19 protein-coding genes and 1 riboswitch are annotated in these 21,421 nt (G+C 70.1%); of the genes, 6 read left to right on the top strand and 13 right to left on the bottom strand.

What is annotated here, in order from left to right; translation table 11 throughout:
- Positions 1 to 17 precede the first annotated feature (17 nt).
- Together CG740_RS00095 and CG740_RS00090 are read left to right on the top strand one after the other, a co-directional pair.
- Positions 18 to 266, top strand: a complete 249-nt coding sequence (locus CG740_RS00095) for an SCO4226 family nickel-binding protein (RefSeq protein ID WP_100572778.1) — start codon at positions 18 to 20, stop codon at positions 264 to 266.
- Positions 267 to 370: 104 nt separating this feature from the next.
- Positions 371 to 1,183: a PhzF family phenazine biosynthesis protein gene (locus CG740_RS00090; RefSeq protein ID WP_100572777.1), complete on the top strand. Its 813-nt coding sequence runs from the start codon at positions 371 to 373 to the stop codon at positions 1,181 to 1,183.
- A gap of 104 nt (positions 1,184 to 1,287) precedes the next feature.
- Here the strand turns inward: CG740_RS00090 and CG740_RS00085 are convergent, their stop codons facing one another.
- Complete coding sequence (locus CG740_RS00085; protein ID WP_100572776.1) at positions 1,288 to 2,091, bottom strand: CPBP family intramembrane glutamic endopeptidase; 804 nt, start codon at positions 2,089 to 2,091, stop codon at positions 1,288 to 1,290.
- A 164-nt stretch (positions 2,092 to 2,255) separates the two neighbouring features.
- On the opposite strand from CG740_RS00085, the gene CG740_RS00080 reads away from it, so the two are divergent.
- Positions 2,256 to 4,055: a VWA domain-containing protein gene (locus CG740_RS00080; protein WP_100572775.1), complete on the top strand. Its 1,800-nt coding sequence runs from the start codon at positions 2,256 to 2,258 to the stop codon at positions 4,053 to 4,055.
- Between the two features lie 55 nt (positions 4,056 to 4,110).
- Here the strand turns inward: CG740_RS00080 and CG740_RS00075 are convergent, their stop codons facing one another.
- Positions 4,111 to 5,631: a glutamate--cysteine ligase gene (locus CG740_RS00075; protein WP_100572774.1), complete on the bottom strand. Its 1,521-nt coding sequence runs from the start codon at positions 5,629 to 5,631 to the stop codon at positions 4,111 to 4,113.
- A 489-nt stretch (positions 5,632 to 6,120) separates the two neighbouring features.
- On the opposite strand from CG740_RS00075, the gene CG740_RS00070 reads away from it, so the two are divergent.
- Positions 6,121 to 6,708 (top strand): hypothetical protein, encoded by a 588-nt coding sequence (locus CG740_RS00070; protein WP_100572773.1) that lies wholly within the window; start codon positions 6,121 to 6,123, stop codon positions 6,706 to 6,708.
- Between the two features lie 332 nt (positions 6,709 to 7,040).
- The gene (locus CG740_RS00065; RefSeq protein ID WP_275901355.1) at positions 7,041 to 7,247 is read left to right on the top strand and encodes a DUF5999 family protein; all 207 of its coding nucleotides are present in this window, start codon (positions 7,041 to 7,043) and stop codon (positions 7,245 to 7,247) included.
- Between the two features lie 116 nt (positions 7,248 to 7,363).
- Here the strand turns inward: CG740_RS00065 and gcvP are convergent, their stop codons facing one another.
- On the bottom strand, positions 7,364 to 10,249 hold the full coding sequence (gcvP, locus tag CG740_RS00060; protein ID WP_100572771.1) for an aminomethyl-transferring glycine dehydrogenase: 2,886 nt from the start codon (positions 10,247 to 10,249) through the stop codon (positions 7,364 to 7,366).
- A gap of 195 nt (positions 10,250 to 10,444) precedes the next feature.
- Positions 10,445 to 10,551: riboswitch (glycine riboswitch) on the bottom strand.
- A 124-nt stretch (positions 10,552 to 10,675) separates the two neighbouring features.
- Here gcvP and CG740_RS00055 point away from each other — a divergent pair.
- On the top strand, positions 10,676 to 11,065 hold the full coding sequence (locus tag CG740_RS00055; protein WP_161244386.1) for a PRC-barrel domain-containing protein: 390 nt from the start codon (positions 10,676 to 10,678) through the stop codon (positions 11,063 to 11,065).
- Here CG740_RS00055 and CG740_RS00050 read toward each other — a convergent pair.
- The 10 genes from CG740_RS00050 to CG740_RS00005 all read right to left on the bottom strand — a co-directional run bounded on the left by CG740_RS00050 (position 10,981) and on the right by CG740_RS00005 (position 21,186).
- Positions 10,981 to 12,525, bottom strand: coding sequence for a DNA polymerase IV (locus tag CG740_RS00050; RefSeq protein ID WP_100572769.1), 1,545 nt, complete (start codon positions 12,523 to 12,525; stop codon positions 10,981 to 10,983). The genes CG740_RS00055 and CG740_RS00050 overlap by 85 nt on opposite strands.
- Before the next feature lie 56 nt (positions 12,526 to 12,581).
- A complete protein-coding gene (locus CG740_RS00045; protein WP_100572768.1) occupies positions 12,582 to 13,175 on the bottom strand; it encodes a MerR family transcriptional regulator in 594 nt (197 codons plus the stop codon).
- A 304-nt stretch (positions 13,176 to 13,479) separates the two neighbouring features.
- Positions 13,480 to 13,953 carry a bifunctional nuclease family protein gene (locus tag CG740_RS00040; protein WP_100572767.1) on the bottom strand — a complete coding sequence of 158 codons (474 nt, stop codon included), beginning with the start codon at positions 13,951 to 13,953 and terminating at the stop codon, positions 13,480 to 13,482.
- 53 nt (positions 13,954 to 14,006) lie between these two features.
- Positions 14,007 to 14,795: a transcriptional regulator FtsR gene (gene ftsR, locus CG740_RS00035; RefSeq protein WP_100572766.1), complete on the bottom strand. Its 789-nt coding sequence runs from the start codon at positions 14,793 to 14,795 to the stop codon at positions 14,007 to 14,009.
- The gene (locus CG740_RS00030; RefSeq protein WP_100572765.1) at positions 14,773 to 15,792 is read right to left on the bottom strand and encodes an FHA domain-containing protein; all 1,020 of its coding nucleotides are present in this window, start codon (positions 15,790 to 15,792) and stop codon (positions 14,773 to 14,775) included. Before CG740_RS00030 ends, ftsR begins: the two co-directional genes overlap by 23 nt.
- Positions 15,793 to 15,799: 7 nt before the next feature.
- Positions 15,800 to 16,612 carry a DUF881 domain-containing protein gene (locus CG740_RS00025; protein WP_100572764.1) on the bottom strand — a complete coding sequence of 271 codons (813 nt, stop codon included), beginning with the start codon at positions 16,610 to 16,612 and terminating at the stop codon, positions 15,800 to 15,802.
- Between the two features lie 5 nt (positions 16,613 to 16,617).
- Positions 16,618 to 16,950: a small basic family protein gene (locus CG740_RS00020; RefSeq protein ID WP_031069011.1), complete on the bottom strand. Its 333-nt coding sequence runs from the start codon at positions 16,948 to 16,950 to the stop codon at positions 16,618 to 16,620.
- Positions 16,947 to 17,870, bottom strand: coding sequence for a DUF881 domain-containing protein (locus CG740_RS00015; protein ID WP_100572763.1), 924 nt, complete (start codon positions 17,868 to 17,870; stop codon positions 16,947 to 16,949). The genes CG740_RS00020 and CG740_RS00015 overlap by 4 nt, the downstream gene beginning before the upstream one ends.
- Positions 17,871 to 17,967: 97 nt before the next feature.
- Positions 17,968 to 20,463 carry a mannose-1-phosphate guanyltransferase gene (locus CG740_RS00010; RefSeq protein WP_100572762.1) on the bottom strand — a complete coding sequence of 832 codons (2,496 nt, stop codon included), beginning with the start codon at positions 20,461 to 20,463 and terminating at the stop codon, positions 17,968 to 17,970.
- Positions 20,464 to 20,577: 114 nt separating this feature from the next.
- A complete protein-coding gene (locus CG740_RS00005; RefSeq protein WP_100572761.1) occupies positions 20,578 to 21,186 on the bottom strand; it encodes a CDP-alcohol phosphatidyltransferase family protein in 609 nt (202 codons plus the stop codon).
- Positions 21,187 to 21,421: the final 235 nt, after the last annotated feature.

The following is a 21,421-nucleotide window of genomic DNA, read 5'->3' as shown; positions in this document are numbered from 1 at the left end:
GAAGGGGGTGTGACGCCATGTCGCGGTTCATGGACGTCCACCACGGGATGACGGGCATCACGGCAGAGCAGCTGAAGCAGGCACATCAGGCGGACCTCGACATCGAGAACGACGAAGGCGTCCACTTCGAGAAGGCCTGGGCGGACCCGAAGTCGGGCACCGTCTACTGCCTCTCGGAGGCGCCCTCGGCCGACGCCGTACAGCGCGTCCACGAGCGGGCCGGCCACCCCGCCGACGAGGTGCACGCCGTCCCGCTGGCCGTGTGAACCACGCCGACGGGACGAGCGCCCCGCCACGACGGCCCGCAAGCGGTCCAGCCACCGCGAATTGGCCTTGGCCCGGGGGATTTCCCGTCCCGTACGGTGCGGACATGCGCATCCGAATCGTCGACGCCTTCACCGACCGCCCGTTCGCCGGCAACCCCGCCGGTGTGCTGCTCCTCGACGCCTTCCCGGCCGACGCGTGGCTCCAGGACGTGGCACGCGAGGTCAACCACGCCGAGACCGCCTTCGCGCATCCGCTGCCGCCGGGCGGCGACGCGGACTGGGCGCTGCGCTGGTTCACCCCGGCCACCGAGGTCGACATGTGCGGCCACGCCACCCTGGCGACCGCGCACGTCCTGCACTCCACGGGGGCGGCGACCGGGACGGTCCGCTTCGCCGCGCGCTGCGGCATCCTCACCGCGACCGCCGCCGAGGACGGCACGATCACCCTGGACTTCCCCACCTCGGAGCTGGTCGAGGAGCCGGTCCCGGCCGGCCTCGCCGAGGCGCTCGGCGCCCCGGTCCGCTCCGTCCACGGCACCTCGGCCCATATCGGCGACCTCCTGGTGGAGCTGTCCGACGAGGCGGCCGTGCGCGGCCTCGCCCCGGACCTGCGGGCGCTCGGGCGGCACTCCGGGCGCGGCATCATCACGACGGCCGCAGCCGGCCCGGACACCGGCTACGACTACGTCTCTCGCTGCTTCTTCCCCAACGTCGGCGTCGACGAGGACCCGGTGACGGGCAGCGCCCATACCGCTCTCGCCCCGTTCTGGTCCGCGCGCCTGGGCCGTGCCGAACTGACCGGCCTCCAGGCCTCGGCCCGCTCGGGCCTCGTCCGCACGGCGCTGCACGGCGAGCGCACCCTGCTCACGGGCCGCGCGGTGACGGTGATCGACGGCGAGCTGCTGACCGCGCCTTGAGGGGGGCACGCCGTAGCGAGGTAAGGGGCGCAGGCAATAGCCGTACGCCCCTTACCCGTCACGCCCCGCCCCGTCACGCCCCGCCCCGCCCCGCCCCGGCCGGCTCACATCGTCGGCAGCCAGCTCACCTTCCCCGCGAGCAGCGCGTATCCGACGAAGGCACCGATGTCGAGCAGCGCATGGGCGACGACGAGCGGGCCGACCCGCTGCCAGCGCCGGTAGAGCAGCACGAAGACCACGCCCATCACCATGTTGCCGAGGAAACCGCCGATGCCCTGGTAGAGGTGGTACGAGCCGCGCAGCACGGAGCTGGCGACGAGCGCGGCCATCGGGGTCCACCCCAACTGGCCGAGTCTGCGCAGCAGATACCCCACGACGATGACCTCTTCGAGCACCGCGTTCTGGAACGCCGACAGAATCAGCACCGGGTACTTCCACCACACGCCGGGCAGCGACTCGGGGACCACCGTCAGATTGCCGCCCACCGCACGGGCCACCAGGTAGAAGGCGAGCCCCGCGCTGCCGATCCCGGCCGCGATGAGCACCCCGCGGCCCAGGTCCGGCCACGGCCGGGTCCGGTCGAAGCCGATCACCCGCAGGCCGCCGGTACGTTCGCGCAGCAGCAGATGGGCCACGAGCGCGACCGGCACGAGCGCCGTCGCGATGCCGAAGAGCTGCCAGGCGAGATCGAGCCACGGCCTCCCGGGGGCGTACGAGGTGTTGAGGTTGGCCGCCTGGTGCTTGAGCCCGCCCGGTTTGGTGAGCGATCCGATGAAGCTGATCAGCGCCGACACTCCGCTCGCACCCAGCGAGAGCGCCAGCACGAGCACGGTCTCGGACCGCAGGATTCGCGGTGAAGTCCCCTCGTCGGGAAGAGAATCAGCCACGCGCCCGGCCTCCACCTGCACACCTGCCTCCAGTTGACGAATCCCGTTCCATCCCCGCCACCGCCCCGCTAGGGTCTCGAAAGAAATTATGAAGATCGCGCGCGACAGGCCGGGGGACGGGCGCCATTACGAGGGTGCGGGTCCCCCTTTTTCCTTGTTCGGATTCAAGGAGGGGCACCACCGCCATGGGACGTCACAGCTTGCCCGACGATGCCGCGCACGGGAGCACCGGGTCCGCCCCGGCATCCGCCCGACGGCGGACGGTGGCCCTGGCCACCGCGCTCGTCCTCGCCGTGGCCGGGGGGACCGCCGTCGCCGTGCAGCGTGGGCTGCTCTCCTTCGGCCGCTCCTGCGCCGCCACCGCCGTACGACTGGATCTGGTCGCCTCGCCCGATGTGGCGCCCGCCGTCGCGGCCGTGGCCGAGCGGGCCCGCGAGCAGAAGATCACCTCGGACGGCTCCTGCATGGACGTCCGGGTGACCGCCCGCGACTCGTACAAGGTGGCCGCCTCCTTCACCTCCCGCTCCCGACCCGACTTCGCGGTGTGGATACCCGACGCCTCGATGTGGGTGGACCGGGCGAAGGACGCCGCGGGCTCGGCCACCGTCGTCACCGCGGGCCATGTCGCGGACTCCCCCGTCGCCCTCGGCGTGGTGCCCGCGTCCGCAAAGGCGCTCGGCTGGCCGCAGAAGACGTACACCTGGGCCGAGTTGGCGACGGCCACCGCCGGTGACGACAAGGTGCGCCTCGGTGCGGCCGACCCGGCGCACAGCGCCACGGGCCTGCTCGCGCTGAGCTGCATCGGCAAGTCGGCGGGCCGGGGCGCGGAGGCCGGCACCCGGACCGCGGCGCTCGCGAAGGTGCTCTCGCAGCGGGTCTCCGACGGCGACGGACAAGTGCCGGGCACCCTGGGCGCCCTGGACACCGCCAACTCCCGCAAGGGGAACAGCAGTTCACACACCAGCGGGGCCGTGGTCCTGTCCGAGCAGGCGGCGTTCGCCTACAACGCGGGCCACCACGCGCAGGGTGCGGACCAAGGGGTGCGGCTCTTCTACCCCAAGGACGGCGCCCCGCAGCTGGACTACCCGTACACGATGGTGCGCGAGTCGGGCATGAGCACCGACGAGAGTCGGGCGGCGATGCGGTTCCTGACGCTGCTCGGGGACTCCGAGTCCGCCCGCGTCCTGGCGGCTCGCGGGTTCCGGGCGCCGGGCCAGCCCGTCGCCGATGCCCTCCCCTCGGCCGCCGGCGGCAGTTCCCCGCAGCCGTACGCGAGTGCCAGCGCCGACCCGCCCTCGGCACAGGAACTCCAGGACGCGCTGGGGATGTGGACCATCACCGTGCAGAGCGCGCGCCTCACGACGGTCGTGGACGCCTCGGGTTCGATGGCGGCCACGGTGCCCGGGTCGGGCGGCCGCTCCCGGATGGACGTCACCAAGGCCTCACTGCTCCAGGCGCTCGCGCAGTTCACCGCCGAGGACGAGATCGGTCTGTGGGACTTCGCGACCCACCTGGACGGCTCGCGCGACTACCGCCGTCTGGTGCCCACGGCCCGGCTCGGCGACCCGTCCCCCGGCGGCCGCACCCAGCGCGACAAACTGTCCGCCGCGTTCGCCGCGCTGCGACCCGTGCCGGACGGTGCGACCGGTCTGTTCGACACGACGCTCGCCGCGTACAAGGAGGCGACCTCGACGTACGCGAGCGGCAAGTTCAACGCGGTGGTGCTGCTGACCGACGGCGCCAACGAGGACCCGGGCAGCATCTCGCGGGCCGACCTCGTCGCGCAGTTGCAGAAGCTCACCGACCCGTCGAAGCCGGTGCCGCTGATCGCCATCGCGGTCGGCCCGCAGGCCGACGCGGACGAGGTGCGGGAGATCGCCAGGGCGACCGGCGGCGTCGGTTACCAGGTGACCGACCCCGCCGACATCCAGGCCGTGATCCTCCAGGCGATCATGGCCCTCGGCCAGGCCCAGCACCACGGCTGACGCCAGGCACCCGGCCACACCGGGCCCGCGCCGTGCGCCAGGCCCAGCACCTCCGCTAGCGGCGGCGTGCCTCGGGCCCCGGGAAGCCCGTCGTCCAGGTGTGCACGGGCTCGCCCTCCAGCATCAGCTCCCGATAGCGCCGGGTGGTGGCGGCCAGCGCGGCCTCCCGGCCCAGGCCCGCCGCCAGCGCCCGGTGGTAGGTGTCGACCTGCCAGGACGCCCCGTTGACCCGGCGGCGGCAGCGCTCCTCGATGATGCCGAGGTAGTGGTCCCGGTCGGCGGCCTCGATGCCCCACGCGTCGAGCCCGGCCGCCGCGAGCGGCAGCAGCTCCTCGCGTACGAGCTTGATCGCGGGCACTCGGGTCACTCCGCCGCCGCGCCGCGGCGCCGGCCACAGCAGTTCGGCGTCGATGCCGTAGCGGCAGGCGGCGTCGAAGTTGGAGGCCGCCGACTCGAAGGGCAGCCGCGTCCATACCGGGCGCTGCTCCTCCGCGAGGGCGCGCACCAGGCCGTAGTAGAAGGCCGCGTTGGCGAGCACGTCCGCGACGGTCGGCCCGGCCGGCAGCACCCGGTTCTCCACGCGGAGGTGCGGCACGCCGTCGGCGATCCCGTACACCGGGCGGTTCCAGCGGTAGATCGTGCCGTTGTGCAGCACGAGTTCCTTCAGGCCCGGCACGCCGCCGTCGGCGATGACGCGCAGCGGCTCCTCCTCGTCGCAGATGGGCAGCAGCGGTGGGAAGAACCGCAGGTTCTCCTCGAAGAGTTCATAGGCGGACGACACCCAGCGCTCCCCGAACCAGGTGCGCGGGCGCACTCCCTGGGCGCGCAGCTCGGCCGGCCTGGTGTCGGTGGCCTGCTCGAACAGGGGCGGCCGGGACTCGCGCCACAGCTCGCGCCCGAACAGGAAGGGCGCGTTGGCACCGACCGCGATCTGCACGGCCGCGACGGCCTGGGCCGCGTTCCACACCGCGGCGAAGCGCGCGGGCGTCACCTGTAGGTGCAACTGCACGGAGGTGCAGGCGGCTTCGGGGGTGATCGACGCCGACGTGCAGACGAGCCGTTCCACCCCTTGGATGTCGAGGGTGAAATCCTCCCCGCGAGCGGCCACTATCTGATCGTTCAGCAACTGGTAGCGGTCGACGTCGGAGAGATTTCCGGAGACGAGATCGTCCTGCGTCAGGGTCGGCAGAATTCCGATCATGAGGATGCCCGCGTCGACCTCGGCGGCCTTCCGATCGGCATACCCGAGCCCGGTGCGCAGCTCCTCGGCGAGCTGGTCGAAAACCCGGCCGCCGAGCCGGTGGGGCGCGATGTTCACTTCCAGGTTGAACATTCCCAGTTCGGTCTGGAAATCCCGGCTCGCGATCCGCTCCAGCACCTCGCCATTCATCATGCGGGGCATGCCGTCGGGACCCGCGAGATTCAGTTCCAGCTCCAGCCCCATCAAGTTCCTGGGACGGTCGAACCGCTTCTGGGCCAGCAGCTTCCCGAGCCCCTCCAGGCACTGCTGAAGCTTGTCCCGGTAGCGGTGCCGATCGGACAGGTCGAATCCGCCTGCCACGACCTTCTCCCCCATCGAAGGGTCCCTCCTCGAATCGGCGGCCGGGACACCGGCCGCTCGCGTCTTGGTCGATAATGCCCAGACTGACTGATCCATAACGCCTGCGCGCGCAGTGCCGATGGAGTAGCGTCGGCGCCTGGGGCCTCCGGCACATTCAGCGGGCATACGGCAACGTGCAGTTACCGCCCACTCGTCAATGGTGAAAAACGCCGACGAGAATCGGCCGACCACCGGCGGTAAAGGTTTCCAGGTCGGGACCTCGCACCGGGCATTTCCCCGGGTGAAACGCCTGCCCAGGAGGACCGGATACCGACTTGCGGGCAATATCGACGACAGCTAGCTGAAACACTGCGTGAACACGTGTCGTATAAACTCTGCAAACGAGGCAGAGAGTTGGCGCCCCCGGCCATCCATCGTCGGCCCCCCTCTGACCCCGCACCGCAGACAGCGCCGTCCGCACTGCCCCCGCATCACCGTGTCTCCCGAAGTGAGAGGCGACCCACCATGCCGCTGCATGTCCCCCCGGCCCCCGCGCCCGCCCTGCGCAGCGTCCTCGCGGCACTCGGTTCCCCCACCGCCGTACGCGAGGCCCGCACCCCGGCCCTCCGCTCCACCGAAGGTCCGCTCACTCCCGAACTGCCGCTCCCGCTCCACGTCCTGGACGGGATCACCCCGGGCGGCCGGACCCCGCACACGCACCTGGCCGGCTGGCGCTTCCTGATCAGCGACCCCGAGCATCCGGTCGCCGCAGCGGACACCCGCCTCACCCCCGACGGCTGGGCCTTCTCGCACTTCTTCGAAGGCCCCTACATCACCTCGACCCAGCGCGCCCTGCGCCAGGCCGAGCAGCTGACCACGCACTACCAGCCCCGGCTGCTCTCGGTCCCTGAGCTGTACATGCTCACGCTGTGGCTGCACACGGACGCGAGCGCCGACGGCGCATCGGGCACGCCGGCCCCGCACGACCTCCTGGTGCCGCTTGCACCCGCCCCGCCCGGCATCTGCGCGCACCGCCCGCTGCGCGTCAGCGAACTGCTTCCGGTACTCACCCTGCGCCTGGCCCCCGCCCGACTGCTCGGCCAGCCCGTCTGACACCTCCGGCCGCCGCCCCGGAAAAGAAAGTGCCCCGCGACCGGTGTGGTCGCGGGGCATCGTGTGTCTATGCTGCGTACGCGCCGCCTGCGCCATACGGGCTAGCCCGGCCGGGCCACCCCGAACCACCCGAAAAGACAGGCCAGTTGAGCTGAACCGTCCGCACGGGTGATACGTCATTAAGCAGTAGGAAGCGCTGCCGCGAAATCCCTGCGGATTGACGCCCGTGGGGCAACACTGGGATCGGACCGACCGACTTACTACGGGGGGCGGCCATGAACAACGCATCGAGCCGCAGCACACTCACCACGACGCAGCGAAAGAACGCATCCATGTGCCAGCACAAGCCAGCCTGTCCGACAGCCTTCTCCGCCGACCGGGAAGCCGCGCAGCCCGTGGCACACCACCCGGAGCAGGGCTGGAGCCTGCTGTGCAACGGTGTCCTGCTCTTCGAGGACACCGGTGAGCTGCTGCCGGACGGGCAGATCATCGCCCCGCACCGGCCGCTCACGGCGGAACAGGTGGCGACGGCCGCCTAGGCGGCCTCGTACGGGCAGTCCCGTACGGACCGGTCCCCAGCGGACACGTCCGGTACGGACAACACAAGGGCCGGCCCGGGGAGCACACCCCGAACCGGCCCTTACGCATGCGTGGGTCAGTGGTCGTACTCGTCCAGCGGCGGGCAGGAGCAGACCAGGTTGCGGTCGCCGAAGGCGCCGTCGATGCGGCGGACCGGCGGCCAGTACTTGTCGGCGGCCGACACCCCGGCCGGGAAGACGGCGTCCTCACGGCTGTAGGCGTGGTTCCACTCGCCGCCGAGCGCGGCCGCGGTGTGCGGGGCGTTGGCCAGCGGGTTGTCGTCGGCCGGCCAGACACCGGAGGCGACCTTCTCGATCTCGCCGCGGATCGCGATCATCGTGTCGCAGAAGCGGTCGATCTCGCCCAGGTCCTCGGACTCGGTGGGCTCGATCATCAGCGTCCCGGCCACCGGGAACGACATGGTCGGCGCGTGGAAGCCGTAGTCGATCAGGCGCTTGGCGATGTCGTCGACGCTGACGCCGGTCGCCTTGGACAGCGGCCGCAGGTCCACGATGCACTCGTGCGCGACCAGGCCGTTCGGACCGGTGTAGAGCACCGGGTAGTGCGGCTCCAGGCGCTTGGCGATGTAGTTCGCGGCGAGCACCGCGACCTGCGTCGCCCGCTTGAGGCCCTCGCCGCCCATGAGACGTACGTACGCCCACGAGATCGGCAGGATGCCCGCCGAGCCCCAGGGAGCGGCCGAGATCGGGCCGACGCCCGTCTCGGGACCGGCGGTCGGCTGGAGCGGGTGGTTGGGCAGGTACGGGGCGAGGTGCGCGCGCACGCCGACCGGGCCGACGCCGGGGCCGCCGCCGCCGTGCGGGATGCAGAACGTCTTGTGCAGGTTGAGGTGCGAGACGTCGCCGCCGAACTTGCCCGGCTTGGCGAGGCCCACCAGGGCGTTGAGGTTGGCGCCGTCGACGTAGACCTGGCCGCCGGCCTCGTGGACCAGGGCGCAGATGTCGGCAACGTGCTCCTCGAACACCCCGTGCGTGGACGGGTAGGTGATCATCAGCACCGAGAGCTCGTCGCGGTACTGCTCGATCTTGGCGCGCAGGTCGTCGGCGTCGACCTCGCCGTCGTCGGCGGTCTTGACGACCACGACCTTCATGCCGGCCATCACGGCGCTCGCGGCGTTGGTGCCGTGCGCGGAGGACGGGATGAGGCAGATGGTGCGCTGGGTGTCGCCGTTGGCGCGGTGGTAGGCGCGCACCGCGAGCAGACCCGCGAGCTCGCCCTGCGAGCCGGCGTTGGGCTGGATGGACACCGCGTCGTATCCGGTGACCTCGGCGAGGCGCTCCTCCAGTTCGCGGATGAGCGTGAGGTAGCCGGCGGCCTGCTCGACCGGCGCGAAGGGGTGGATCTGCCCGAACTCGGGCCAGGTCACCGGCTCCATCTCGGTGGTCGCGTTCAGCTTCATCGTGCAGGAGCCGAGCGGGATCATGCCGCGGTCCAGCGCGTAGTCGCGGTCGGCCAGCTTGCGCAGGTAGCGCAGCATCGCGGTCTCGGAGCGGTGCTGGTGGAACACCGGGTGGGTCAGGTACTCGTCGGTGCGCAGCAGCGCGGCCGGCAGCGTGTCGGCGGCCGTGGTGTCCAGCGCCTCCACATCGGCGTCGACCCCGAACGCGGCCCAGACGGCGGCCAGTTGGGCCCGCGTGGTGGTCTCGTCACAGGCGAAGGAGACGGTGTCCGCGTCGACCAGGTGCAGGTTGACCCCGCCCTGGCGGGCGGCCTTGACCACCTCGGCGGCCTTGCCCGGGACGCGCACGGTCAGCGTGTCGAAGTAGGCGCCGTGGGCGACGTCGATCCCGGCGGCCTTCAGGCCCTCGGCGAGCACGACGGCGTAGCGGTGGGTGCGCTGCGCGATCTGCTTCAGGCCGTCCGGGCCGTGGTAGACGGCGTACATCCCGGCCATCACGGCGAGCAGCACCTGTGCGGTGCAGATGTTGCTGGTGGCCTTCTCGCGGCGGATGTGCTGCTCGCGGGTCTGGAGGGCCAGGCGGTAGGCCTTGTTGCCGTCGGCGTCGACGGACACACCGACGAGGCGGCCCGGCAGGCTGCGGGCGAACTTCTCCTGGACCGCCATGAACCCGGCGTGCGGTCCGCCGAAGCCCATCGGGACACCGAAGCGCTGGGTGGTGCCCACGGCGATGTCCGCGCCGAGCGAGCCCGGCGAGGCGAGCAGGGTGAGCGCGAGCAGGTCGGCGGCGACGGTGACGACGGCGCCCAGCTCGTGGGCCGCGTCGATGACCGGCTTGAGGTCGCGGACCTGGCCGGAGGCACCCGGGTACTGGAGCAGTACGCCGAAGACGCCGCGCTCGGCGACCTCGGCGGGGATGCCGTCGCGCAGGTCGGCGACGACGACCTCGACACCGGTCGGCTCGGCACGCGTCTGAATCACGGCGACGGTCTGCGGCAGGGTGTCGGCGTCGACCAGGAACACCCCGCCCTTGACCTTGCCCACACGCCGCGAGAGGGCGAGCGCCTCGGCGGCCGCGGTGCCCTCGTCGAGCAGCGAGGCGCCGGAGGTGGGCAGGCCGGTCAGCTCGGCGACCATGGTCTGGAAGTTGAGCAGCGCCTCCAGGCGGCCCTGCGAGATCTCCGGCTGGTAGGGCGTGTACGCCGTGTACCAGGCCGGGTTCTCCATGACGTTGCGCAGGATCACCGGCGGCGTGAACGTGCCGTAGTAACCGAGGCCGATCATGGGGGCGAGCACCTGGTTGCGGTCCGCGAGCCGGCGCAGCTCGGCCAGCACCTCGGCCTCGGTCCGCGCCTCGGGCAGGCCCAGCGCCCCGGCGCTCTTGATGACCTCGGGGACGGCGGCGGCGGTCAGCTCGTCGAGCGAGCCGTAGCCGACCTGCGCGAGCATCTTGGCCTGTGCCTCGGCATCGGGCCCGATGTGGCGCTGCTCGAAGGGAATGCCACGCTCCAGCTGGCTGAGCGGAATGCGGTTGGCGGTCATTACGGAGGCCTCCTGGTCGCACGACCTGCGAGGGGCACCACGGCGCGGGTACCCGGACGGCCTCCCCCTCTGTCATCTCAACCTGAGAGCTTCACCGGGGGCGCACGGCGGCGACCCGGTTTTCACCGTCGGTGAGGAAAGGTTCCGCCCGGGCCGAAGTGCCCGTACGTCCCCCGTCCTGCTTTCCAGAGTGACCTCGTCCGTGCGGTCCGTGGGCCTGAGAGATTCCGGGGAGGATTTGCTCCTTCGGCGTCCGCCGAGAACTCGGTGAGCTCTTCGAAGGACTCTCCCGCACGGGGTCAGCAGCCGCCTGCCAGCCTACCAGCGAGGCCCGAGCTCGATTCTTTGTTCACCTGCTCAAGTGGCCAACACCCGGGATGTGCACTTTCGTAGTGCTTATGGAGCAGTTGTAACCAGTTGCGACCAATTGGAGGGACCGTGCAGACCGATATCGATCCGCGCAGCCTGATCGGCCGCAAGGCATACGACCGCAATGGGCACAAGATCGGAACGGTGGACGAGGTCTACCTGGACGATGCCACGGGCGCGCCCGAGTGGGCCGCGGTGCGCACCGGGCTGTTCAGCCGGGACGCCTTCGTCCCGCTGGAGCCCAGCACGCTGGTCGACGAGACGCTCCGCGTCCCCTACGACCGAGCCCTGATCAAGGACGCGCCGGACTTCGGCGTGGGCCGCCATCTCTCGCCGGAACAGGAGCTCCAGCTCTACCACCACTACGGTCTGGACATCGCGGCCCCCGAACCCGGCCCGCCGCCCTCCGACCGGGACTTCGGCCGGCTCGCCAACGGCGAATCCTGATCCTCCACCACCCCGGCCACGGCCCCCGCCACCCCCTTCGGCTCCGCTCCGGCCCCGCCCCCGCCCTCCGTATCGGCCGGCTCTACCAGCGGCAGCGGCTCCGCGGGCTCAAGGCCGGGGTCGTCCACCCGGAAGGTCCTCACCCGCCCGGGCCCCTTCGCCGTCGGCGTCTCGAAGCGCACGGTGACCCGCCCGACGCCGCTGCCCTGCACCCAGCCGGGCCCGTACTCGGCATGCCGTACGTCGTGCCCGGCCAGCCAGCGGCGCTGCGCCGGGTCTTCCGGGGGCTGCGGCTCCGCCTCGGCCACGGGGGCGGCCTCGTCACCCACCGGCCCTGCCGGCCGCACTGCTCCCACCGGCTCCGTCGGCTCCTCCGCGGGCCGCTCCCCCGCGGCCTGCGCGAACAGGTCCTCCTGCGTGAAGTCGGCGAGCCCGCTGACGCCGACACCGAGCAGACGCACCCCGCCCGTGGTGTCCACCACCTCAAGGAGCCGTGCGGCCGCCTCCCGGACCACGCCGGGGTCGTCGGTGGGTCCGCGCAGCGTCTCGGACCGGGTCAGCGTGGAGAAGTCGTACCGCCGGACCTTGAGCACGATGGTGCGGCCCGAGTGCCCCGACGCCCGCAGGCGCTGCACACACCGGTCGGCGAGCCGCCCCACTTCCATGGTGATCCGCAGCCGGTCGTGCAGGTCCACATCGAAGGTGTCCTCCACCGAGACCGACTTGGCGTCCCGCTCGGCCACCACGGGGCGGTCGTCGTACCCCGTGGCCATCCGGTGCAGCGAGGCGCCGTGCGACTTGCCCAGAAGCCGTACGAGCTCGTCCTCACCCGCCTCGACGAGGTCGGCCACGGTGGTCATCCCGGCCCGGCGCAGATGCTCCCCCGTGGCCGGCCCCACGCCCGGCAGGATGCGCACCGACATCGGCGCGAGGAGCTCGCGCTCGGTGCCGGGCTCTATGAGCACCAGACCGTCGGGCTTGGCCTCCTCCGAGGCGATCTTGGCGAGCATCTTGGATCCGGCGAGCCCGACCGACCCGCTCAGCCCGGTGACCGCCCTGATGTCCCTGCGCAGCCGCTCCCCGGCCGCACGTGCGCCGGCCGAATCGAAGGCCACGCCACCGGCCTCCAGGTCCACGAAGGCCTCGTCCAGGCTCAGCGGCTCGACCAGCGGGGACAGCCGGCCCAGCAACTCCATCACCTGCTCGCTGATGGTGCGGTACAGCTGGAAGCGGGGCACCAGATAGGCCGCGTTGGGACAGAGCCGCCTGGCCTGCGCCATCGGCATCGCCGAGCGCACCCCGAAGCGTCTCGCCTCGTACGAGGCCGTCGAGACCACCCCGCGGGGCCCGAGACCGCCCACCACGACCGGCTTTCCGCGCAGGCTGGGCTTCGACGCCTGCTCTGCGGCGGCGAAGAAGGCATCCATGTCGAGATGCAGGATGGTCGGCGCGGCTCTCACATCACTGATGCTGCCTCACGCCACTGACAATCGATCCCCGGCGGCGCCGCCGGGGATCAGACCGCGCGGTTGCGCCGCCTGGCCAGCTCGTCGGCCGGGTTGTGACCGACCAGGGTCTCGCCGGTGTCCACGCGTTCGCCGTGCAGCTGGGAGAGCGCCGCCTCGACGTCCCGCCACACCACGCCCACGGCGATGCCGAAGACGCCCTGGCCGCCCTGGAGGAGGTTCACCACCTCGTCCGGGGACGAGCACTCGTACACGGTGGCCCCGTCGCTCATCAGCGTCATCCGCTCCAGATCGCGAAAGCCGCGCTCCCGCAGGTGCTGCACGGCGGCACGGATGTTCTGGAGAGCCACCCCCGTGTCGAGGAAACGCTTGACGATCTTCAGGACGACGACGTCCCGGAAGCTGTAGAGACGCTGGGTGCCCGAGCCGTACGCCGGACGCACACTCGGCTCGACCAGGCCGGTACGCGCCCAGTAGTCCAGCTGCCGGTAGGTGATCCCCGCCGCCGCACACGCGGTCGGGCCCCGGTATCCGATCGTTTCGGTACTCGGGTCGACCACACCGTTGTGGAGCGGGTACGGCCCGCTCTCCCCCGGACCGAGTCCGGGAGCGCCCCCTGCCGTACCGTCGCCGCTCATACTCACGCCGACCCTCCGTCCTTGACCTGCCCACTCGACGGTAGGCAGTCACTCGGGGTGCGTCAACGATCGCCACACTCGGCACGCCGAGTGATAATCACCCTGAGAGTGGTTTCCCGTGTCTCTCCAGCGGGAAAGGCTACTCGAATGTGCCAAAACCACCCCGGCGTACGCGCGGCGCGCGAAGCCACTCCGACGGCCGCCGGGTCACTCGCTCGCCGGTGCTCACTCGGTTGCGGTGCTCACTGACTGCTCGTGCCCCGCTCGCCGTTCGCTGACCCGCCGGCCGGTGTTCGGTGACTGCTGAGGCTCACTGGCTGTTGGTGCCGAAGTCCTCGGGCGAGATCTGGTCGAGGAACTCACGGAACTTCTCCACCTCGTCCTCCTGCTCGTCCGGGATGGCGATTCCCGCGTCATCGAGGACCCCGTCACTGCCGTAGATCGGCGTGCCGGTGCGCAGGGCCAGCGCTATGGCGTCGGACGGCCGTGCGCTCACCTCGACCCCACTGGCGAAGACCAGCTCCGCGTAGAAGACCCCTTCGCGCAGATCAGTGATGCGGACCTCGGTCAGCTCCTGCCCCACGGCCTCAAGGACGTCCTTGAAAAGGTCATGCGTCAGCGGCCGCTCCGGCGCCATCCCCTGCTGGGCGAAGGCGATCGCGGTCGCCTCCCCCGGACCGATCCAAATGGGGAGGTACCGATCGCCTCCCACTTCACGCAGGAGCACGATCGGTTGGTTGGAGGGCATTTCCACCCGGACACCCACGACGTCGAGCTCGTTCACACAGCAACCCTAGGACGTGCTCGGCAGGTTTGGGTAGTCGGGCACCTACAAGATCAGTGAAGCCGGACACCCAGAGCGGTCTGCACGAGCGCCGCGTGGAGGCGCACGGAGAGCGCCGCCAGCTCTTTCGTAGTGGCTTCCGCATGGGCCCTGGTCTGCGGATTCCGGTGCAAACGCAGGGGCGCCACCACCTGCTCGACGAGGCCGGCCTCACGGTCGGCCGCGGCCTTCATGGCACGCAGATGCCGCGGTTCCAGACCGAACCTGCCCATATCCGCCACAAGGCGTGCCACGTTCACCGACTCGGCGTCGAAACCACCGTCGGGGCCGGCCGTGACGAGCCCGTAGGACTCCCACTCGACCAGCTCTGCCTCGGTGACCTCCGCGGCCGCCACGAGCTCGGCACGGCCCACCCGCGCGGCCGTGGGGCGCTCCGCCTCCGGCTCGCCCAGCCCGTCGAGGAGCTCACGGGGAGCACCGGCGGACGGCAGCGAGGGCTGCTCGCCGCGCGCCAGGGCGTCCAGGTGCTCCCGGATGACCTTGAGCGGCAGATAGTGATCCCGCTGCATACGCAGCACCTGAGCGAGCCGCTCGACGTCCTCGGGGCTGAACTTGCGGTACCCCGACGGCGTACGCCGGGGCTCCACCAGGCCCTCGGACTCCAGGAACCGGATCTTCGAGATCGTCACTTCGGGAAATTCGTCACGCAGCTGGTTGAGCACGCCGCCGATACTCATCAGCCGGCCGCCCGCGGTGGCGGTGCCGCTTCCGGCACCGCCCGTCGGTGTCTGCACAGCATGGACCTTCCCTGGCCGTGGCTCAGAGCGCGCGCTGGCTCGCATAGAAGACCAGCCGGTACTTGCCGATCTGGACCTCGTCGCCGTTGGTGAGGTCGACGGAGTCGATGCGCTCTCGGTTCACATAGGTGCCGTTGAGGCTGCCGACGTCGGAGACGGTGAAACGCCCGTCGGGACCGCGCCGGAACTCCACGTGGCGGCGCGAGACCGTCACGTCGTCGAGGAAGATGTCGCTCTGCGGATGACGGCCGGCCGTGGTCAGCTCGCCGTCCAGAAGGAAGCGGCTTCCCGAGTTCGGCCCGCGGCGCACCACCAGGAGGGCGGAGCCCAGCGGCAGGGCGTCCACGGCGGCCTGCGCCTCCGGGGAGAGCGACGGCACCTGCGTCTGACCCGTCACCTCGGCGTCGTACGCCTCAAGGCCCGAGATGGAGATGGTCGACGTGGTCTCGGAGGCACGCTCCGGGACGACACCGGGCCGCAGCGGAGCGCCGCAGTTGGAGCAGAAGCGGCTGGCTGCGGGGTTGGTGTGCCCGCACCTCGTACAAACAGGCATGCCCGACATCGACGGATCCTCCTGCCGCGGCGGCACCGCGTGGGCGCTGGTGGCATACGGGTCGGAGCCAAACCCTCCACCCGAACGTGAGGTTGACGGTTCCCCGAAACCTATGCGCCCTGCACCCGCAGGGTCAACAGACGACGCGCCCGGAATGTCGCCTCCGGAACCAGCCACCTCATCGCGGAACAGCGGGCGCTCGCCGCCCTGCTCCTCCGGCTCTCCGGGGCGCTGAGCACGGTGCCTGGCGGCGCTGCCGCCGTCCTGGCGTGCGCTCTTGCCGAACAACTTCGCAAACAACTTCACGGGCGATTCCCCTTGACCGAAATAGACCCGCCCGTGGGGCAGGACGAACCCAGAATCAACACAGCGGCCGACCCGGACACTCTCACAACGTCCGTATCCGCCAAACAGTTTCCACCACTCACCACTGTTACGGAGCGGCGACCCCCCGCAACGACCTGCCCTTGTGCGGCAGCTCTCACGCATGCCCCCATCAGTGCGAGGACGACTGAGCGTAGTCAGGCCGCTTCGCGGCTCGCAAGGCGTTCACGATGATCTTCTCCGAGCGTGCCACTGTAGCCGTGGCCTGCTCCTTCTCCAGAGTCTGCACCACTCCACCAGGGATGTTGAGCGCCGGCTCCAGATCCTGCGGCCTGCCGATCACCTTGAAGACGTACGGGGCGGTGACCTTGGTTCCGTCCACCCCGATGCCGCCGGTCTCGTCGGAGAAGTACGTATTGGCCACCACGCGGACGTCATTGACCTGGATCGCCTCGGCGCCCGCCGCGCGCAGCTCCTGCACGGTGTCAAGGACCTTGTCGGACTCGACGGCGCCCTTGGGGTCGCTGATCGTCAACGTGATGCCCGGGCCCTGCGCCGCGACCGTGCCGGCCAGGATACCGAGCTGCTGCTCCTTCTCCACGGTCTGCTTGCGCGCCTCTTCCGCCTGGTTGGAGCTGGTCTCCAGCTCGGTGCGCTGGCCTTCAAGCCGCTGCTTCTCGTCCTCAAGTCGCTTCGTACGGGAATCCAGTTCGTCCAGGATGCGCACCAGGTCCTCCTGGCGGGCGCCGCGCAGCGCGCTGTTGTCGCTGTTGGAGCGGACCTGAATGGCGAGCCCGAGGCCGAGGACGAAGAGCAGCAGCGCCACGATGAGCTGCGCCCGGCTGACCCGCGGCGGCCACAGACCAGCGGCGAGCCGCTGACGCCCCGTCAACGGCGGCTTCGACTCGGCGGTTTCCCCCGGCGCGTCGACGGGCCGTTCCTCGTCGCCGTCGCCCTGACCGGTGTTCTTCTCCACGTCGCTCATCGGCCTCAGGCCCTGAAGACGTGCCGACGGATGGCGGCCGCGTTCGAGAAGATCCGGATGCCGAGCACCACGACCACACCGGTCGACAGCTGCGCGCCGACGCCCAACTTGTCGCCCAGGAACACGATCAGCGCGGCAACCACGACGTTCGAGAGGAAGGAGACCACGAAGACCTTGTCCACGAAGATGCCGTCGAGCATGGCCCGAAGTCCTCCGAAGACCGCGTCGAGCGCCGCGACCACGGCGATCGGCAGATACGGCTCGACCACCGCAGGCACCTCGGGCCGGACGAAAAGTCCGACCACGACTCCCACGACGAGGCCAAGTACGGCGATCACGATGTGCCCTTCCCTGTGGCGGCCGCGCCCTTGCCGGCGCCCGTGGCCATTGGTTTTGCGGTACGCACGGTCAAGCTCGGCGCCGCCGGGAGACGGACGTCGGCCTCGGCCGAAATGCCGGCCCTGATGCCGTAGTTCTGCTGGAGCACATGCAGGTACTGGCCGTCCGCGCTGTCCTGGAAGTCGGTGCTCAACTTCTTGCCGTCGCCCACCGCGAGCACCGTATAGGGCGGCACCAGCGGCCTGTTGTCGACCAGTATGGCGTCGCCCGCGGCCCGGATCGCCGAAAACGATGTCAGCCGCTGCCCGTTGATGGCGATGGCCTCGGCGCCCGACTGCCACAGCCCGTTGACCACCCGCTGCATGTCACGGTCACGCACCCGGCCGGTATCGGCGAACGTGGTGCTCTCGCGCGGCCGGCTGCCGTCGCCCTGGGCGGTCTCCTTGGCATCGTCCACGACCAGCTTCACGCCGGGCCCGTGCACCTCGGTCGCACCGGAGAGCAGCGCCACCAGCTCGCCCTGGTCCCCGCCGTGCTTCTCCAGCGCCTTGCGCTGCCGGTCGCCGACCTCGGTCCGCAGCCCGTCCACCTCGCTCTGCAGCTTGTCGGCGGCCTTGGTCTCCGAGTCGACCCGGTCGATCAGCTCCTGGCGCTCCTTGGCGACCACCGGTGCGGTGATACGGGCCTGGGCCGCGCCCACCGTCACTACGAGGGCGGCGAGCACCAGACCGCCCGCGAGGCCCAATTTGGCCTTCAGCGTGCGCGGCATTCCGGCTTGGCCCGCGGCCTTGCGCCGAGCGGTCGCCTCCGCGTACCCGTCGTCGAGCGCGTGGTCCATGACATTGGTCAGCAGCGACATCGACGCGTCGGGACGCGGGGGCGGAGACGGCGTGCTCCGAACGGGGGGCTGCTGCGGCATGCCGCACATCGTCGCACGTCGTCGGCGCTACCACCGAATGGCCCCACCGGTGTGCCGGGCCGGGCCCGAAGACCCGGCCCGGCACACCGCTACAACGTCAGTGACCTGCGCTGTCGACCACCGCGGCCCATTCGTCGAGCAGCGCCTGGGCCGACACGTCGTCCGGTCCCTCGGCCCACAAATGGGTGACGGCTTCGGCCGGGTCGGGCAGCACCATCACCCAGCGGCCGTCGGCCTCGACGACCCGTACACCGTCGGTGGTGTCCACGGAGCGGTTTCCGGCGGCCTCCACCACGCGACGCATCACCATGCCCTTGACCGCCCACGGCGTCGGGATGTCCCGCTTCAGGACGTGTGCCTGCGGTATCCGCGCATCGATCTGGCTGAGCGTGAGCTGCGTGCGCGCCACCAGGCCGATGAGCCGCACGAACGCGGCCGCACCGTCGAAGACGCTGCTGAACTCGGGCACGATGAACCCGCCGCGCCCGTCGCCACCGAAGATCGTGGTCTCCTCGCGGCCGACCCGTGTCAGGTCGTCCGGCGAGGTCGTCGTCCACTCCACCTGCGTGCCGTGGTAGGCGGCGACCTGCTCGGCGATCCTGGTGGTCGTGACGGGCAGCGCCACCCGCCCACTGCGCCGCTCGGCCGCGACCAGGTCCAGCATCACCAGGAGCGCACGGTCGTCCTCGACGATCCGGCCCCGCTCGTCGACCAGCGAGAGCCGCTCACCCACCGGGTCGAACCGCACCCCGAACGCGGCCCGCGCCGAGGCCACGATCTCCCCGAGCCGCACCAGACCGGCCCGGCGGCTCTCCGGGGACTCGGTGGGCCTCGACTCGTCGAGACCGGGGTTGATCGTCAGCGAATCCACCTTGAGCCGACCGAGGAGGCTGGGCAGCACCAGGCCGGCGCTGCCGTTGGACGCGTCGACGACGACCTTCAGGCCGGCCTCCGCGATCCCGGTGGTGTCCGCCTTGCGCAGCAACGAGCCGGTGTACGAGTCGAAGACGCTGGAGGGGAACTGCAGGTCACCGATCTCACCCGGGAAAGCTCGCCGGTACTCCTGGCGGGCGTAGACGCGGTCCAGCTTGCGCTGTCCGGCCTGGGAGAGGTCTGCGCCCCGCTCGTCGAAGAACATGATGTCTACGGAGTCGGGTACGCCCGGCGACGTCCGGATCATGATTCCGCCGGCAGTGCCCCGGGCGGTCTGCTGCCGTGCGACGGGCAGCGGCACGTTCTCCAGGTCCCGTACGTCTATGGCACTGGCCTGGAGCGCCGAGATGACGGCCCGCTTCAGTGCCCGCGCACCACGGGAGTGGTCGCGCGCCGTGGTGACGGTCGACCCCTTCTTCAGCGTGGTGGCATACGCGCCGGCGAGGCGTACGGCGAGCTCGGGCGTGATCTCGACGTTCAGGATCCCGGAGACGCCCCGGGCCCCGAAGAGATGGGCCTGGCCTCTGGATTCCCAGATCACCGAGGTGTTGACGAATGCGCCGGCTTCGATGGTCTTGAAGGGATAGACCCGGACGTTCCCCTGCACGATCGATTCCTCACCGACGAGACATTCGTCGCCGATGACAGCACCGTCCTCGATCCGGGCGGCCCGCATGATGTCGGTGTTCTTGCCGATGACACAGCCGCGCAGATTGCTGTGCTGCCCGATGTAGACGTTGTCGTGCACCACGGCCTTGTGCAGGAAGGCACCGCTCTTGACGACCACGTTCGAGCCCACGACGGTGTGCTCGCGGATTTCGACGTCCGCCTCGACCTTGGCGTAGTCACCGATGTAGAGGGGGCCGCGCAGCACCGCGTCGGGGTGGACCTCGGCGCCCTCGGCGACCCATACGCCCGGGGAGATCTCGAAGCCGTCGATGTCGACGTCGACCTTGCCCTCCAGCACGTCGGCCTGCGCCTTGACGTAGCTCTCGTGCGTGCCGACGTCCTCCCAGTAGCCCTCGGCGACATAGCCGTAGATCGGCTTGCCTTCCTTCATCAGCTGCGGGAAGACATCGCCGGACCAGTCGACGGACTTGTCGGCCTCGACGTAGTCGAATACCTCGGGCTCCATCACGTAGATGCCCGTATTCACCGTGTCGGAGAAGACCTGCCCCCATGTCGGCTTCTCCAGGAAGCGCTCGACCTTGCCCTCTTCGTCGACGATGGTGATGCCGAATTCAAGGGGATTGGGGACGCGGGTCAGGCACACGGTGACGAGTGCGCCCTTCTCCTTGTGGAAGTTGATGAGATCGGTCAGATCGAAGTCAGTGAGGGCGTCACCGGAAATGACCAGGAAGGCATCGTCCTTGAGGGCTTCCTCGGCGTTCTTGACGCTGCCTGCGGTACCGAGGGGCTTCTCCTCATTGGCATAGGTGAGCTCCATTCCGAGCTCTTCCCCGTCACCGAAATAGTTCCTGACGAGCGACGCCAGGAACTGCACGGTAACAACGGTTTCATTGAGCCCATGCCGCTTGAGCAGCCGCAGCACATGCTCCATGATCGGCCGGTTGACCACCGGCAGGAGCGGCTTGGGCATGCTCGAAGTCATGGGGCGAAGGCGTGTGCCCTCGCCACCAGCCATAACGACGGCCTTCATGTCGGAAACGTCCTCCTCGAAGAGACGGCGGTCTGGCCGACTTCGCCCGGACGGGCAAGGCCTCTGGCGCCAAGCGCAACCGCCGACTACCCGTCGGGGCCCGCCGTCGCCGAGCTAATCGGCCGCTGCGTCCGCCTTCACCAACCGGCGGACCTGAACCACATACAAGATTCCTGCCCACCAATACAGAGTTGTACCCCACCCAGCGAACGCCCATCCGAAAATCGCCGCAAGGGAGGCGAGCCACCCGTGTCCATCGCTGAGCAGCAGCAACGGGAAGGCGTACATCAAGTTGAACGTGGCCGCCTTGCCCAGGAAGTTCACCTGGGGCGGCGGATAGCCGTGCCGGCGGAGGATTCCCACCATCACCAGAAGCATCAACTCGCGCGCGACAAGGGCAGCGGTCAGCCAAATCGGCAGGATCTCCCGCCAGGTGAGACCGACGAGCGTGGAAAGGATGTACAGCCGGTCGGCGGCGGGATCCAGCAGGCGCCCCAGATTGCTGATCTGGTTCCAGCGCCGGGCCAGCTTGCCGTCCAGGTAGTCGCTGACACCGCTCAGCGCCAACACCAGCAGGGCCCAGCCATCGCTGTTGGGACCACCGAAGACGGGGCGGAGGATCAGCCACAGGAAGAGCGGAACGCCGACCAGGCGCGCCATGCTGAGAATATTGGGGATGGTGAGCACCCGGTCCGTCTGAACGCGAGTCTCCTGGACCTCCACCCGGGGGCCTCCTGTGGGAAATGTGCCGACGATGCCCCCTGACCCTACCGTCAGCTCGGCCTCGTGCTGCACACGGGGTACGCACCCCACTCCACGAGGCTTCACAAAATGGACCGATACTGCCACAACGCGAAAAAGCCCCGCACCGTGACCGTAATTTCTTACGGTCTGGTGCGGGGCTTTCCCCAAAAATTGTTCGGCGGCGTCCTACTCTCCCACAGGGTCCCCCCTGCAG

It is taken from the genome of Streptomyces sp. CB01201, from assembly GCF_002803085.1.
In the GTDB taxonomy this organism is placed as follows: domain Bacteria; phylum Actinomycetota; class Actinomycetes; order Streptomycetales; family Streptomycetaceae; genus Streptomyces; species Streptomyces hundungensis.
This window is presented reverse-complemented; position numbering and strand designations above follow the sequence as displayed.

Bases quoted from the DNA above. Each gene is read 5' to 3' on its own strand.
- CG740_RS00095 (WP_100572778.1), top strand. From the start codon at position 18: ATGTCGCGGTTCATGGACGTCCACCACGGGATGACGGGCATCACGGCA.
- CG740_RS00090 (WP_100572777.1), top strand. From the start codon at position 371: ATGCGCATCCGAATCGTCGACGCCTTCACCGACCGCCCGTTCGCCGGC.
- CG740_RS00080 (WP_100572775.1), top strand. From the start codon at position 2,256: ATGGGACGTCACAGCTTGCCCGACGATGCCGCGCACGGGAGCACCGGG.
- CG740_RS00075 (WP_100572774.1), bottom strand. From the start codon at position 5,631: ATGGGGGAGAAGGTCGTGGCAGGCGGATTCGACCTGTCCGATCGGCAC.
- CG740_RS00070 (WP_100572773.1), top strand. From the start codon at position 6,121: ATGCCGCTGCATGTCCCCCCGGCCCCCGCGCCCGCCCTGCGCAGCGTC.
- CG740_RS00065 (WP_275901355.1), top strand. From the start codon at position 7,041: ATGTGCCAGCACAAGCCAGCCTGTCCGACAGCCTTCTCCGCCGACCGG.
- gcvP (WP_100572771.1), bottom strand. From the start codon at position 10,249: ATGACCGCCAACCGCATTCCGCTCAGCCAGCTGGAGCGTGGCATTCCC.
- ftsR (WP_100572766.1), bottom strand. From the start codon at position 14,795: ATGCGAGCCAGCGCGCGCTCTGAGCCACGGCCAGGGAAGGTCCATGCT.
- CG740_RS00030 (WP_100572765.1), bottom strand. From the start codon at position 15,792: ATGCGTGAGAGCTGCCGCACAAGGGCAGGTCGTTGCGGGGGGTCGCCG.
- CG740_RS00025 (WP_100572764.1), bottom strand. From the start codon at position 16,612: ATGAGCGACGTGGAGAAGAACACCGGTCAGGGCGACGGCGACGAGGAA.
- CG740_RS00015 (WP_100572763.1), bottom strand. From the start codon at position 17,870: ATGCCGCAGCAGCCCCCCGTTCGGAGCACGCCGTCTCCGCCCCCGCGT.
- CG740_RS00010 (WP_100572762.1), bottom strand. From the start codon at position 20,463: ATGAAGGCCGTCGTTATGGCTGGTGGCGAGGGCACACGCCTTCGCCCC.